Origin of the sequence: Geomonas sp. (genome assembly GCF_035254065.1) — a bacterium.
In the GTDB taxonomy this organism is placed as follows: Bacteria; Desulfobacterota; Desulfuromonadia; order Geobacterales; family Geobacteraceae; genus Geomonas.
In genome coordinates this window covers 1-14761 of the sequence record NZ_DATFBA010000153.1, presented here as the reverse complement: position 1 = coordinate 14761, position 14761 = coordinate 1, and the positions used below count along the sequence as shown (strand labels likewise).

General features: G+C 61.7%; 12 protein-coding genes. 1 reads left to right on the top strand and 11 read right to left on the bottom strand.

The window, feature by feature from the left end:
• From gmd to VJ604_RS07390, 10 genes are all read right to left on the bottom strand, one after another.
• Positions 1-777: GDP-mannose 4,6-dehydratase (gene gmd / locus VJ604_RS07435; RefSeq protein ID WP_324081192.1), on the bottom strand; the 777-nt coding region annotated here is incomplete at its 3' end.
• Between the two features lie 42 nt (positions 778-819).
• Positions 820-2283 carry a bifunctional D-glycero-beta-D-manno-heptose-7-phosphate kinase/D-glycero-beta-D-manno-heptose 1-phosphate adenylyltransferase HldE gene (hldE, locus tag VJ604_RS07430; protein ID WP_324081190.1) on the bottom strand — a complete coding sequence of 488 codons (1464 nt, stop codon included), beginning with the start codon at positions 2281-2283 and terminating at the stop codon, positions 820-822.
• 144 nt (positions 2284-2427) lie between these two features.
• Positions 2428-3375, bottom strand: coding sequence for a GSU2086 family protein (locus VJ604_RS07425; RefSeq protein ID WP_324081188.1), 948 nt, complete (start codon positions 3373-3375; stop codon positions 2428-2430).
• Positions 3376-3491: 116 nt separating this feature from the next.
• Complete coding sequence (locus VJ604_RS07420; RefSeq protein WP_324081187.1) at positions 3492-5396, bottom strand: LTA synthase family protein; 1905 nt, start codon at positions 5394-5396, stop codon at positions 3492-3494.
• Between the two features lie 38 nt (positions 5397-5434).
• The gene (locus tag VJ604_RS07415) at positions 5435-6445 is read right to left on the bottom strand and encodes an NAD-dependent epimerase (RefSeq protein WP_324081194.1); all 1011 of its coding nucleotides are present in this window, start codon (positions 6443-6445) and stop codon (positions 5435-5437) included.
• A 296-nt stretch (positions 6446-6741) separates the two neighbouring features.
• Positions 6742-6981: an acyl carrier protein gene (locus VJ604_RS07410; protein ID WP_324081184.1), complete on the bottom strand. Its 240-nt coding sequence runs from the start codon at positions 6979-6981 to the stop codon at positions 6742-6744.
• 1 nt (position 6982) lies between these two features.
• Positions 6983-8605, bottom strand: coding sequence for an AMP-binding protein (locus VJ604_RS07405; RefSeq protein ID WP_324081183.1), 1623 nt, complete (start codon positions 8603-8605; stop codon positions 6983-6985).
• 388 nt (positions 8606-8993) lie between these two features.
• Positions 8994-10100, bottom strand: a complete 1107-nt coding sequence (locus VJ604_RS07400; RefSeq protein ID WP_324081182.1) for a hypothetical protein — start codon at positions 10098-10100, stop codon at positions 8994-8996.
• Positions 10101-10118: 18 nt separating this feature from the next.
• Positions 10119-11588: an MBOAT family O-acyltransferase gene (locus tag VJ604_RS07395; RefSeq protein ID WP_324081180.1), complete on the bottom strand. Its 1470-nt coding sequence runs from the start codon at positions 11586-11588 to the stop codon at positions 10119-10121.
• 42 nt (positions 11589-11630) lie between these two features.
• Positions 11631-12758 (bottom strand): hypothetical protein, encoded by a 1128-nt coding sequence (locus VJ604_RS07390; RefSeq protein ID WP_324081179.1) that lies wholly within the window; start codon positions 12756-12758, stop codon positions 11631-11633.
• A 384-nt stretch (positions 12759-13142) separates the two neighbouring features.
• Here VJ604_RS07390 and VJ604_RS07385 point away from each other — a divergent pair, with 384 nt between their 5' ends.
• Positions 13143-13949 carry a class I SAM-dependent methyltransferase gene (locus tag VJ604_RS07385; protein ID WP_324081177.1) on the top strand — a complete coding sequence of 269 codons (807 nt, stop codon included), beginning with the start codon at positions 13143-13145 and terminating at the stop codon, positions 13947-13949.
• 94 nt (positions 13950-14043) lie between these two features.
• On the opposite strand, the gene VJ604_RS07380 is transcribed toward VJ604_RS07385, so the two are convergent.
• Positions 14044-14703 (bottom strand): acetyltransferase, encoded by a 660-nt coding sequence (locus tag VJ604_RS07380; RefSeq protein ID WP_324081175.1) that lies wholly within the window; start codon positions 14701-14703, stop codon positions 14044-14046.
• Positions 14704-14761: the final 58 nt, after the last annotated feature.

Sequence of the window (14761 nt, the reverse complement as noted above, 5' to 3'; positions counted from 1 at the left end):
GAACTCCCGGACGCTGCGGGTCTCCCCGGTCGCGATCACGTAGTCGTCCGGGCGCTCCGCCTGCAGCATGCGCCACATCCCCTCGACGTAATCCCCGGCAAAGCCCCAGTCCCTCTTGGCCTCGATGTTCCCCAGATAGAGGCGCTCCTGCAGGCCGAGCTTGATCCTGGCCGCAGCCCGGGTGATCTTGCGGGTCACGAAGGTCTCGCCGCGGCGCGGCGACTCGTGGTTGAAGAGGATGCCGTTGCAGGCGAACATGTCGTAGCTTTCGCGGTAGTTCATGGTGATGTAGTAGGCGTAGGCCTTGGCGCAGGCGTAAGGGGAGCGCGGGTAGAAGGGGGTGGTCTCCTTCTGGGGGGTCTCCACCACCTTGCCGTACAGCTCGGAAGAGGAAGCCTGGTAGAAGCGGGTGTTGAGGCCGCTCTCGCGGATGCCCTCCAGGATCCTGACCGCCCCCAGGGCGTCCACCTCGGCGGTGTACTCGGGGACGTCGAAGGAGACCCTGACGTGGCTCTGAGCCCCCAGGTTGTAGATCTCATCCGGATGTATCTCGCGCAAGAGGCGGTTGATGGAACTCGCGTCGTTCAGGTCGCCGTAGTGGAGCAGGAGCCTGGTCCCCTCCTCGTGGGGATCGCGGTAGATATGGTTGATGCGGCCGGTGTTGAAGGAGGAGGAGCGGCGGATGATGCCGTGCACCTGGTACCCCTTCTCCAGGAGGAGTTCGGCGAGGTAGGAGCCGTCCTGCCCGGTGATGCCCGTGATGAGCGCTTTTTTCATGTACGTCCTCCGGTGTAACCTACTTCGTTTCTAGTCGTTATTTCAGTAACTCGACAGTATCTTTTCGATGATCCGGCTGGTGGAGCGGCCGTCCACGAACTGGACCAGCTCCACCTTGCCGCCGTTGGCCTCGACCACCTCGCGGCCGACCACGCCGTCCAGGCTGTAGTCGCCACCCTTGACCAGCACGTCCGGGCGGACCGCCTCGATCACCTTCAAGGGGGTGTCCTCGTCGAAGATCACCACGAAGTCGATGCAGTCCAGGGCCGCCAGGATGTGGGCCCTTTCCGACTGCTCGATGAGGGGACGCTTCTCCCCTTTCAGGCGGCGCACCGAGGCGTCCGAGTTGAGTCCCACCACCAGCATGTCCCCCAACTGCCGCGCCTTTTGCAGGTACTTGACGTGCCCCACGTGCAGAAGGTCGAAACAGCCGTTGGTGAAGACCACTTTTTTGCCGCGGCAGCGCTCGATGGCCACCTGGTGGGCCAGGACGTCCAGGTTCTTGATCTTGGAGTCGCTGTCCTTGAGGCTGTGCCCCACCTCCGCCACGATCTCCTGCGGGGAGACGGTGGAGGTCCCCAGCTTGCCGACCGCGATGCCGGCGGCGACGTTGGCGACCCAGGCGGCGTCCTCCATGGGGAGCCCGCAGGCGAGCCCCAGGGAGAGCACCGAGATCACGGTGTCGCCGGCGCCGGTCACGTCAAAGACCTCCCGGGCCACGGTGGGGATGTGCACCCCGCCCCCCTGCGCGTGGAAGAGCGACATGCCCGCCTCGCTCCTGGTGATGAGCAGCGCGTCCAGCTCCAGCTCGGAGAGGAGCCGGTCGGCCGCCTGCTCCAGGCTCTCCAGGTCGCCAATGGCGATGCCGGAGGCGATCTCCGCCTCTTTGCGGTTGGGGGTGAGCAGGGTGGCGCCGGTGTACTTTTTGTAGTCGCTCCCCTTCGGGTCGACCACCACCGGGATACCCAGCGCCCTTCCCGCCTTGCAGACGGTGGCCAGCACCTGCGGGGTCAGCACCCCCTTCAGGTAATCGGAAACGATGATGACGTCGAAGTTGCCGCAGCAGGAGAGGATGTAGTGGATCATCTCCTGCTCGGAGCCGGCGCCGATGGCGGACTTGGTCTCCCGGTCGATCCTGACGATCTGCTGGTTGGCGGCGATGACGCGGGTCTTCTTGCTGGTGCGGCGCTCCGGGTCCTCGAAGAGCCCTTCCAGGTCGATACCTTTTTCCGCGAAGGCGTTGCGCAGGGTGAGTCCGTTATCATCGGCGCCGATCACCGAGCAGACTGAGACGGTGCACCCCAGCGCCACCAGGTTGTTGACCACGTTGCCGGCGCCTCCCAGGCGCAGGTCATCACGGGCCACCTCGACCACCTGCACCGGGGCCTCCGGCGAGATCCGCTCCGCGCGCCCCCACAGGTATTCGTCCAGCATCAGATCGCCGATAACCAGGGCCCTTACCGAAGCGGCCTTTTCCAGAAACGATTCAACTTCTCGTCTTTCCATTCAAGCTCTCCAGAAAATTCTAAAAGCATACCACAGAGGACACGGAGGTTTTACGGAGGACACTGAAGAAACAAAAGGTTTTTACCAAGAAGGGTTTCCTCTGTGCCCTCTGCGCACCCTCCGTGACCTCCGTGGTCAGGCTTTTTACTTGATCTTGTCGAGGATTCCGGCCGCGAGCAGCGGAATCATGATCTCGTGGTGACCGGTCACCGTGTAGCCGCGGCTCTCGCCGGAGGTGGGGCGCTTGACCACGTTGGTGAGCGGCCGGTAGTGCTGCTGCATGTCGAAGTTTGCGGTGGTGAAGTGGTCGACGTGGTGGCCGAGGTTCTGGGCGATGGAAAGCGCCTTCAGGAACACCTCGGGTAACAGCACGGCGCTGCCGATGTTCAGGTAAACCCCGCCGTCACCCAACTCGGAGACCACGGAGGTGAGGATCCTGAAGTCGGTGTAGCTCGCAGCCCCCAGCACGGCGCCGTCGGCGCTGGGGTGCTGGTGGGTGATGTCGGTGCCGATCGCCACGTGCACGGTCACCGGGATGCCGTTCTTCACGCAGGTCGCCATCAGGCTCTGCTCGCGGAAGGGGAACTCCTCTTCCAGGATGGTGCGTCCCAGCGACTCGCCGTGCCCGAGCCCTTCGGCAACCCCTTTCTTGAGCGCCGCGTTGATCTGGGAGCCGGTCTCCTCGGCCATCCCGAAGTTGCCGGCGTGCAGCACCGCTCCCACGTCCTCGCTGGTCGCGCCGATCAGGCCGATCTCGAAGTCGTGGATGGAGCCCGCGCCGTTCAGGGCCACCGCGGTCACCACACCCGCCTCGATCAGCGCCTTCAGCACCGGCTGAAGCCCACACTTGATGACGTGCCCACCCATGGCCATCACCACCGGCTTGCCCTTTTCGCGGGCGGCCACCACGGCGTCGATGACCCGGTTGAGCGACTGGGAGCCGAGCTGGTTGGGCATGGCGGCCAACAGCTCGGAGACGCTCATGCCGGAGCGGACGGTGCCGGCGAAGTCGTTGGCGACGCTGACCTTGTTGTTGCGCGTCTTGAGCGGATAGGTGCTGACACCGGAGAAGTCGAGCGGTTTGTATTTCATGAGATGGTCCTTCCTTGCAAAGTGAGCTGTGCGTGTAGCTAACCCCATCCTCACCCCTGCCCTCCCCTTGAAGGGGAGTGAGAGCCTAAGGAAGCGGGAAAATGTAAAAACCACGGCTACAGAGCGCGATACCCCTTGAAGAGGTACTGCATGTAGGCCTGGGTGTCTTTCAGCGACTCGGCGTTCCGTGCCTCGCTCCTGGCCGTGGAGGTCCTCAACAGTACCTTCTTCGACACGTTGTCCCACGCAGTGGTCTGCTCCGGGGTGCGGAGCGCGAAGCCGGTGTGGAAGTTGTAGAAGGCGAAGTCCCGCCGGTTCCTGTTGAAGATATTGTTGCTCCACCTGAACTCGTCGTGCGGCAGACCGAGCTGGGCCAGGATGGTGGCCGCGATGTCGGACTGCGAGGCGACGGTCGCCTTGCGCATGCCGCGGTACTCCTTTTTAAGCACCTCTCCGTAAAGAAGCAGCGGGATCCGGGAGCGCTCCGGCAGGAAGTCGTAGTAGCGGTGCAGCGGGAGCGGGTGCCCGTGATCGGCCACGAACACGAAGAGGGTGTTCGAGTACCAGGGCTCCTTGCGAGCCCGCTCGAAGAACGCCTTCAGGCTCTGGTCGCTGTAGTGGACCGCGTTCTTGAACAGCGTCGCCTCGTCCTTCCCCTGGTAGACCGGCGCCATCGGCACCTCGAACGGCTCATGACTGCTCAGGGTGAACATGGCGCTGAAGAAGGGCGCCTTCTCCCCCTTCAGATCGTCGATCACCCGGTTGAACAGAACGTGGTCCTGGGCTCCCCACTTGGAGTTCATGTCCTTCTTGTCGAACGATTCCCGGTCCACCACCTTGTCGAAGCCGGAGTGCCGTAACAGGGCGATCATGTCGTCGAAGCGGTCGTCGCCACCGTAGTGGAACTGGGTGGCGTAGCCGGCCTTCTTGAGGGAGCCGCACAGGGTCGGCAACCGCTCCATCTTCAGGGGATGGGTGAGGATGCTCCCTTCCGGGGTGGAAGGATACCCGGCGAGCACGGCCGGAATCCCGTAGGAGCTCCGGTAGCCGTTGGCGTAGAAGTCGGTGAAGAGCAGGCCGTCCTTGGCGAGCTCGTCAAAGGTTGGCGCGATCCCCTGCTCGGCCCCCAGCGCGCCGATCACGTCGGCGGTGAAGCTCTCCAGGATGAAGAGCACGATGTTGGGACGCTTGGTAGTGAGGATCTCATCGGTGTCGTTCGGAATTCCGCTTGCCATCAGCCGCTCTACCCGCCGCTTCGCCTCGTCATCAGCGAGGTAAACGAAGTTGTTCCCCTTCTCCTTGAAGTAGTACTTAGCGTCGTAGAACAGGTTCCAGGCGCTGTTGAGCGCGGCATGGTTGGCAAAGGGGTGCTTCGAGAAGTAGACGAAGCTCGGGTTCATGGCCGCTACACCCACGCTGCCGCGGATTCCCAGGAAGATGAGGGCGGCGAAGACCACGAAGAGCGGCAGCCTGATGAGCGAGCGCTCGGGCCGGTCGGCGAAGGGGAGCCCGTTGCACAGCTTCCCGTACAGGAAGATGCCGGCGAAGCAGAGCAAAATCGCCACCGCCACCAAAAGCAGCAAGGGAGAGGAGGCGGCCGAGGCGAAGGCCTCCTTGGGGTAGCGGAGGTAGGCGAGCGCCTGGGCGTTCAGCTTGGTTCCCCACTCCCGGTAGATCTGCAGGTCGCCCACGCAGATGAGCGAGGCCAGCACGATGAAAAGGTAGCTGTACCCCTTGATCAGCGCCCGGGCCGCACCGAAGGGAAACAGCGAGTTGGCGAACCAGATCAGATAGGGGATCGAGGCCAGGTAGCAGGCCGTCGAGAGGTCGGCGTAGGCGCCGAAAGCGAAGATGCCAGCCACCGTCGAAGCCGAAAAGCCGGCCAACTTCGAGCCGTGGTAGAGCACGAAGGCAAGCCGGCAGATAAGGAAGTAGACCAGCCAGAACGTCGCGTAGGGGACCAGAAATGCCGAGAACTGCTTGAGCTGCCGCAGGGGCGAATAGGCCGCTCCTCTACCCATATAACCGTTGTTCCTTGTGTGCAAAAACTGTTACCGCCTTACACCTGGTAATAACCGCGATACCACTTGACGAAGCGGGCGATGCCGTCCTCGATGGAGGTGGCCGGGCGGAAGCCGACGTCCCGCATCAGATCGTCCACGTCCGCATAGGTAGCCGGCACGTCGCCCGGCTGGATCGGCAGCAGGTTCTTCATGGCCTTGCGCCCCAGCTCTTCTTCCAGCACCTCGATGAAACGGATCAGCTCGACAGGCTGGTTGTTGCCGATGTTGTAGATGCTGTAGGGAGCGTAGCTGCTCCCCGGGTCGGGACTCGCCCCGCTCCAGGCGGAATTGCCGGCCGGAATCCGCTCCATGACCCGCACGACCCCCTCCACAATGTCGTCCACGAAGGTGAAGTCGCGCTGCATTTTGCCGAAGTTGTACACGTCGATGGGACGCCCTTCCAGGATGGCGCGGGTGAACAGAAAGAGCGCCATGTCCGGCCTCCCCCACGGCCCGTACACCGTGAAGAAGCGCAGGCCGGTGGTCGGCAGCCCATACAGGCTCGCGTAGGTGTGCGCCATCAGCTCGTTGGCCTTCTTGGTGGCCGCGTACAGCGAGACCGGGTGGTCCACGTTGTGGTGCACCGAGAAGGGCATCTCGGTATTGGCACCGTACACCGAACTGGAGGAGGCGTACACCAGGTGCTTCACCCCCTGGTGGCGGCATCCCTCCAGGATGTTGATGAACCCCTCGATATTGCTCTCGGTGTAGGCGTAGGGGTTGACCAGCGAGTAGCGCACCCCCGCCTGGGCGGCCAGGTTCACCACCCGGTCGAACCGCTCGGACGCGAAGAGCCCCGCCATCGCCTGCCGGTCCGAGAGCTCCATCTTCACGAAGCGAAAGCCCGGCAGGGCCTTCAGTTGCTCCAGCCGCGCGAGCTTCAGGTTGACGTCGTAGTAATCGTTAAGGTTGTCGAGCCCCACCACGGTGAGCCCGGCCTCCAGGAGCCTCTTGGACAGGTGGAAGCCGATGAAGCCGGCGGCGCCGGTAACCAGAATATTCACGATTCTCCTCCTTGGCATGCCTGTGAGCTGAAGTGTGCACCAAAGATTCACGTCCTGCTGGTTCCGCAAACCGACATCCTAGCAGATTCTGCGACCTTTCACCTCATTTTTTCTCAAAAAATTAACGGAATCTGGGCCGTGAGCGGCCCGGGGTCAGGCAGGGGAAGGGCGTGTCGACGAGCAGCGGCTGGGGCGGTCCAGCCGATCGTGCTGGTTCAGGCGGAGGCGGAGGCGCCGTTTCGGTGCCGAGCGCTCGAAAGCGCCCGGCACACCCAGCGGGCGCCTGAAGTCTGCCTCTCCTACTTTTTGGCCAGCTTCTTCTGGACCAGGTCCGCGAGATCGCCCACGTTGCGCAGGGAGGGGAGCTCACCCAGGGCGAAGCGGATGCCGAATTTGACCTCGACCGCCATCACCATGTTCATGTGGGTCAGCGAGTCCCAGGCGTCGATGTCGTTGGCGGTTGTCTCTCGGGTCAGCTCGATGCTGTCGTCGTCGAAGACTTCGCGGAAGATGGGGGTAAGTTCCTGCAGTATGTCCATGTCATTCCTCCAGTGTTGAGATGTCGCCGGCGTCGGTCCCCAGGTAGCGGGCCTTGAGGACGCGCCTCATGATCTTGCCGCTCTTGTTCTTGGGGATCGAGTCAACGCAGATGATCTCGTGCGGCGTCGCCACCGACGAGAGCTTGTTGCTCACGTGCAGCCGAATTTTGAGTTCCAGGGCGCGGTCGTACTCGATCCCCCTGTGCAGGGAGACGAAGGCCACCACCTTCTCGAAGAGCAGTTCGTCCGGGGCCCCGATCACCCCCGCCTCGGCCACCTCCGCCACCTCGATCAGGGAGCTCTCGATCTCGAAGGGGGAGACCAGGTGCCCGGAGGTGTTGATCACGTCGTCGCTTCTGCCGCGGAACCAGTAGTAGCCGTCGGCGTCGCGGTAGGCGGTGTCGCCGGTGTAGTAGTAGCCGTCCCGGATGCGGCTCTGGTAGACCGAGGGGTTGTTCAGGTAGGTGGTGAACATCGAGGGCCAGCCGACCTTCAGGCAGAGGTTGCCGGGGGTGCCGTCCGTGATGATCGAGCCATCGTCGGCGATGATGGCCGGCTCGATCCCCTCCACCGGTTTACCCATGGAACCGGGGCGAACCTCCAGGCCGGGACGGTTGGCGATCATGATGGCGCCGGTCTCGGTCTGGAACCAGGTGTCGTAGATCTCCTTGTCCATCACCCGCCGGGCCCAGTGGTTCACCTCCGGGTTGAGCGGCTCGCCCACGGAGCTTATGTGCCTGAGCCGCGAGAGGTCGAAGCCCTGGTACAGCGCGTCCTCCTCGCGCATCAGCATGCGCAGCGCGGTGGGCGCCGAGTACCAGACCGTCACCTTCTCGTCCTGCAGGAGGCGAAACCACTCGGCCGGGTCGTAGCCGCCGCCGAAGTGGACCTGGGTGACGCCGAGGCTCCAGGGGCCGATGATACCGTAGGAGGTGCCGGTCACCCACCCCTGGTCGGCGGTGCACCAGAAGATGTCGTCGGGGGTGAGACCGAGGACCTCGGCTGCCGTGTGGCTTTGCCAGAGGATGGAGCGGTGCGCGTGCAGCACCCCTTTGGGCTTGCCGGTCGAGCCGGAGGTGTAGTGGAGCACCGAGGGGGTCTCGGGGGGGGTGAGAGGGGCGGTGAAGTCGTCGGAGGCCGCCGCCATCAGCTTGGAGTAGCTCAGGGTGTCTTCGGCCAAGTGCTCGTCGACGTCCACCACGATGATGAAGCGAAGCGCCGGCAGCTGGTCGCGGATGCGGGAGATCTTCTTCAGAAAGCTCTTCTTGGTGATGATCCCCTTGGCGCCGGAATCGCCCACCCGGTCGAGCACCGCCTCCTCCCCGAAGTTGGAGAACAGGGTGCCGCAGACCACCTGCAGCTTGAGCGCCCCCAGGAAGGAGAAGAACTGCTCGGGCATCTTGGGGAGGAAGGTGAAGAAGATGTCCCCGGCGGAAAGGCCAAGCCCCTTGAGGACGTTGGCGAAGCGGGAGCTCTCCCGGTCAAGCTCCGCGAAGCTGTAGTCGCGCTTCGAGAGGTCGGCGGCGATCCAGCGCATGGCCACCTTGTCGCCGTGTCCGGCCCGGCACTGGGCCGCGCTGCAGATATCTCCGATGTTGAACTGTTTGTCCACGACGATCTCCATGGCTCACCACTCTCTGTAGGGATGCCGGGCCGGATACTGCCACGCCTGATCGACGCCTGCCGAGCCCCCTGGTGAAATGCGTCCGGTTCCCCGGAAGCGCAAAAAATAAGCCATGGCAGAGGGAACGTCAACCGAAAAGTGCGTGGTCCCGCTCCCTTCCCGCCACTGTTGACCGGTCGTGTTCTTACTTTGTCTCCATTGGCTCATCGCCACTACCGCCAACAGTCCCCTCTCCCCACGGGCGAGGGAGAGCTGGCAGAGGTTTGATTGAGCTGGTGAGGCGCCCTCACCCGGCCTTCGGCCACCCTCTCCCCTGAAGGGGCGAGGGGATCAAGCCAGGGGCGAGGGCTGTCAGCACGACCGTGCCGGCACGGCGGACATGAGCAGGCTATTTGCGGGAAGTGCTGGCGCTGGCGGCGGGATCGGCGGAGGGGTTGGTCTTTTTGAGGGAGGCGACGCTCTCGGTTTCCAACTGGGCGAGCTTCTCTTCGAAATTGGAGCTGTTGAGCAGCATGCCGAAATCAGCCGGCACCGCCGGATCGGGCTTCCCCTGCATGCGATGGATCATCAGGTCCGCGGTGGCCGGCAGGTAGTGATGGCCGTCCATGAAATGGCGCCGGTAGTCCTTGGTCACGCTGTTCAGGTACTCGAAGTGATGGACCTCGCCGAACACCTCGACCGCCTCCTTCAGGAACCTGCGGTACTCGGGGAAGCGCCCCTGCTCCACCATCGCGCTGTAGAGCGGTTCGGTGACCGGCGTGGTGAAGGCGACGATCCGGCTGTGCGGGTTGTTCTTCTTGATGGTCTCCAGGATGGAGCGGAACTCCTCCAGGTAGTGGTAGTTTTTGCGGTAAGTGTCGCGGGTGTCGATCAGCCCCATCTGCAGCTGCTGCTCCACGTTCACCCGGCCCAGATTGACGTGCTCCACCGTGTTCCGGTCGAAGGATACCGTGCTGTCGTTTTTCAGGGAGTGCCGGAGGTTGGTCCAGGCATGGCTGAAGGCGTCGCCGCTGAGCAGCATCTGCCAGCGGTAGCCGGGACGGGTGGCGTTCTTAAAGTAGAAGGAGGGCTCGTGCCCGCTCGGATACTCGAAGGCGCTGTTGGTCATGGCGAAGCTCAGGCCGACCACGATCACGTCGAAGTCCTTGCCGTTCGCCTTCCTCGCGTAGTCGATGTAGGCGTTGTACTCCTTCGGTGTCATGCCGTTCAGCGCGTAGTTGAAGGCCTTGGGGCCGAACTCGAACTGGTTCATCATCTTGACCCGGCTGTTGCCGATGATCAGGGTGTCGAACCCCTTCTTCACGAAGGTCAGGTAGTTGGTCTTCTGCTGACGGTCATCGATGTCCTCCTGGGTGCTGTTGTACCGGTTGGCGTGGTCAAAGCACCACATCGGGTCGATGTAGTAGTTGAAAAGGGCGACGCCGGCTGCCAGCGGAAGCTGCAGCAGCACAAACAGCAGGAGAAACACCCGGTGCGATTTTATTCGGCCAGACACGCTACGTTCTCCTTGCGTCTAAAACTGGAAGTAGAGGAACTCACTTACCTTGTTGATGTTGATCATGACGTAGAAGCTCACCAGCACCAGGAAGACCAAGTGCCCCCAGGACGGCTTGAACTCCTTCTCCAGCTGGATGGAGTTCTTGCAGACCAGGGTGACCGTCAGGCAGACCAGCACCGTCCAGATGGTGGCGTCGTTGCCGTTGACCTCCTTCATCAGGAGCTTCCAGAAGTGACCGCGCCCCAGATCGGAGAGGGCGAAATGGGTGACGGTTGCCGGGAGGACACCGTTCAGCCCCACCATCCCCTTCAGGACCCGACCGGCGTCCGCCATGGTCTTGGCGCGGAACAGCACGAAGGAGAAGTTCACGAACAGGAAGGTGAAAAGCCAGCCGAGCGGCTTGGGCATGGGGAGCTTCTTCCGCTTCCAGAGGTGGTTCACCACCAGCGCGCCGCCGTGGAAGGCACCCCACAGCATGAAGGTCCAGCCGGCGCCGTGCCAGATGCCGGCGATCAGCATGGCCAGGAAGGTGGCCAGCATCGACTTGGCGAAGGTGATCTTTTTGAAGGAGCGCACCATCGGCGAGTAGAGGTAGGTGGTGATGAAGCTGGTGAGCGACATGTGCCAGCGCTTCCAGAAGTCGATGATGTTGGCCGCCTTGTAGGGGCTGTTGAAGTTGACCGGCAGCACGATGTTGAAGAGCACCGCCACCCCGATAGCCATGTCCGAGTAGCCGGAGAAGTCGAAGTACAGCTGCAGCGTGTAGGAGAGGCTCACCACCCACGCCTCCACCATGTTGAGGCCGACGCCGCTGTCGAACCCCGCCTTCACGCAGTGGGCGAGCTCGTCGGCCACCACCACCTTCTTGAAGAGGCCGATGAAGAACAGGAACAGGCCGCGGCAGATGTTGCGGTAGTTCAGCACCTTGTTCCTGGTCGCCTCGAACTGGGGCATCATCTCCTTGTGGTGCAGGATCGGGCCGGCCAAAAGGTGCGGGAAGAAGGTGACGAACAGCGCGTAGCTGAGCAGATTTCTGTCCTCAACCAGACCTTCGTAGCAGTCGACCAGGAAGGCAAGCTGGGTGATGGTGAAGAAGCTGATACCAAGCGGCAGCACGATCTGCAGAAGCGGCAGGTTCCCCTTCAGCAGCACGTTCACGTTCTGGATGAAGAAGTCCATGTACTTGAAGTAGCCGAGGAAGGCGAGGTTGCCCGCGAGACCGAACAGGAAGATCGACTTGCGGGTGACCAGGCGCTTCTTCGCCGTATCGTACTCCACCAAAAGGTAGCCGATCGTGTAGTTGAAGAGGATGGAGATCAGGATGAGCGGCAGGTAGCTCACGTTCCACCAGCTGTAGAAGACCAGCGAGGCGAGCAGCAGCGAGGCGTTGGCGGCCGCGGTGAGCCGCATCCTGTTCAGCATGAAGTAGGCGAACAGGGTCAGCGGCAGGAATGCCAGGATGAATTGGTAGGAGTTGAACAGCATGTTAGATCCTTTGGAATTGATAGGCCGCGCGGGCCCTGCGGGTCATGGTGCCGCGGTCGACTTGCCGGTCGCCGGGGCTGGGAGGGCCAAGCCGGCGGGAGCCTTGCCACCTGCGGTGACGGCGCACTCGGCAGCGGACGCCTCGATCTCCTTCAGTTTCTCGTCGATGTTGGCGCGGGTCACCAGCATCCCGAAGTCGGCCGGGATGGCCTGGTCAGCTACCCCCATCACCTTATGCGCGATCAGGGTGCCCGCTTCCGGATAGTAGTGGTGCCCGTCCATGTAGTAGCTCTGGTAGTTGCGGGTGACCGAGTTGAGGTACTCGAAATGCTGGACCTCCCCGAACACCTCCACCGACTCCCTGAGCCACCGCTCGTAGTCGGGGAGCCTCCCCTCATTCACCACGGCGCAGAAAAGCGGCTTACTCACCGGTGTGGTGAAGACCTTGAAGTCCGTGCCGGGGTTGTCCTTCTTGATCGACTCGAGAATGGAGCGGTACCCCTCCAGGTAGCGGAAGTGGTTGCGATAGCTGTTGACCGTATCCTCGAGGTTCGCTCGCAGATTCTCTTCCAGCTTCACCCGCTCCTTCCGGACGTGCCGGACGTTGTAGCGATCGGTGTAGACCGTAACCCCGAAGCGGCTGGAGTTGTGGTAGTTGTACAGTGATTTGTTGAGCACGTCCCGGCTGAACAAAAGCCCGTAGCGGTAGAGCGGATTGTCGGCGTTTTTGAAGTAATAGGAAGGGGCCTTGCCCGCGAAGTAGCTGCACTCCTCGTTGGTGGGGGCGAAGCTCAAGCCGATCACGATCCGCTGGAAGCTTTTGCCGTTCACCTTCTTGGCGTAGTTGATGTACTCGGGGAACTCGATGGGGAGCATGCCGGCCACCGCGTAGTTGAAGGTGTGCGGGCCGAAGTCGTTCTGGTTCATGAGCATGACGCGGCTGTTGCCGATCATCAGGGTGTCGTACCCCTCACCCGCCCGGCACTTGAGGTAGTTGGTCTTCTGCTGGCGGTCGTCGATGTCGCACTGAACGCCGTTGTAGCGGTTGGCGTGCCTGAAGCACCACATGGGATCGATGTAGTAATTGACCGCCGCAGCCATGCCACACAGCAGCGGGGTGAAGACGAAGAAAAGGCAGAGAAAACGCCGGTACTTTTTTTGGCCGAACATCAAAAAAACTCTCCATGTACTTAAAACTGCGCAGACGGTGCAGCGGGGAGCAGAGACCTGCCGACAGTCCGGTCACCGCGGGGGCCTTGCCAACCGGGCCTCGCACGACAAACCGGGCCGGAAAAGCCAAAGCCGGGCCGAGGGCCGTCACTACGGCCGGCCATGATAGCAGATTCCGCAAATACTTTCCCGACAAAATCGACATATACCTCGCTTTTTTTGTGAGGAGAAGTTTTGACGCCGCTCTCAAGATGAAAAGTTAGGGATTTTTACTTTGTAAACATGAGAGCTACATGTTAAAGGTGTGTTCAGGCAGGATCATGAGTGTCATGACTTGAATTCAAATTACGCCGGGCAAAGCGACACCATGGAGGAGTAATAGAATTGACGGAACTAAAAGCGACTTTTTCTGAGGACGCAAATTCTAACCCTTGTAGGGCCTGTGGAGTTGAGACGAATGCGGCATTCACCGGCATCGTTCTCCAGAAGATTCCGGTTACCTATCATGCCTGCCCTGCCTGCGGCACCCTGCAGCTTCATACCCCGAACTGGCTGGACGAAGCCTATTCACTAAACCATTATCCCGACCCTGACGTCAGCAGATTGATGAGAAGCCTTGCGGTTCAACGCGTCATTCGCTGCCTGCGCGCCGAAAGCCTCTTGCCAAAGGTTCCCAGGTGCCTTGATGAAGGTGCCGGATTAGGTTTATTGGTTTGTCTTTTGCGGGACGATGGCTATGATGCGTGGGGGCATGATCCTTACGCCAAACCCGTCTTTGCCGAACGATATATCTCACGTGAATTGCCGGCCGGGTTCTTTGACCTGATCACTGCGATCGAAGTTATAGAGCACACCGTTGAGACCATTGATTTCGTACAAGAACTGGCTGAACGGCTGAGCCCGAAAGGGACCCTTCTGTTGAGTACCGAATTGTACGATTCCACCCGTTTCCCTGACCCGTCGAAGTGGACCTACCTGGCACAAGACTACGGTCAGCATATATCGTTCCTCTCCTCAATGGGCCTTCAAGCGGTTGCTGCTAAGGCAAACCTGCACTGGTGGGCAAGCCTGGAGTTCGCCGGCAGCAAGTGCATTCATCTCTTGTCGAAAGAAGCTCCTTCCCGTTGGAGCCAGATGCGTCTGCGTCGCCGTCATCTACGCGTGGAAAAAGATTTTAAAAAGAAAAAATAAGTATAGGACGAACGTAAAAAGGGGGCCTTTGTGAGGGCCCCCTTTTTACGTTACGCCTGGCAATCTTCCGGGCCGCGTCAGACGGCGCAAGATCCTAATGCTGCTTCGGCCCCCCGGCTGCAGCGAGGCTTCGAGCCGGGACCCCGACGTAGGTGGCGTCCTCCCCGGTGATATCCTTCACCACCACAGATCCCGCCCCGATAATCACGCGATCGCAGACCTTCACCTTGTCGATGACGGTGCCATTCACCCCCAAGAAGACTTGACTGCCGAGATGGGAGCGCCCTGAAATCACCGAGAGCGGCGCCAGGTGGCAGAAGTCGTCCACGGTGGATTCGTGTTCCAGCACCGAGCCGGTGTTGAGGATGTTGCCGTTGCCGATGCGGGAGACCGGTCCCAAGTGGCAGCGGTGGCAGATCAGGTTGGCCTCGCCGATGGTGGCGGAAGCCGCGAGGTAGGCGCCCGGCGCGATCAGGTTGGGTAGCTCGAAGCCGAGTTCCTTGGCGAGCCGATAGTGGCGGGCACGCTCGGCGTTGTCGCCCAGGGCGAGGAAGAGGGCGGTGACCCCGCTCTCCTTGAAACGCGGCAAGTCGGCAATGGTCCCGACCACCTCCACACCGAGGATGGTCTCTTTGCCCCGCAATGGCTGCAGGTCGACGATGCCGACGATGTCGTAGGCATCTCCCTGCTCCTGAAGGATGGACAACAGCGCCCGGCAGTGTCCGCCCGCCCCGACAACCAGACATTTCTTCATAAGCACCTCAGCTCCAGAGGCCAACAGTTGATCCCGCAGAGAAAATCCGTCAGCCTCT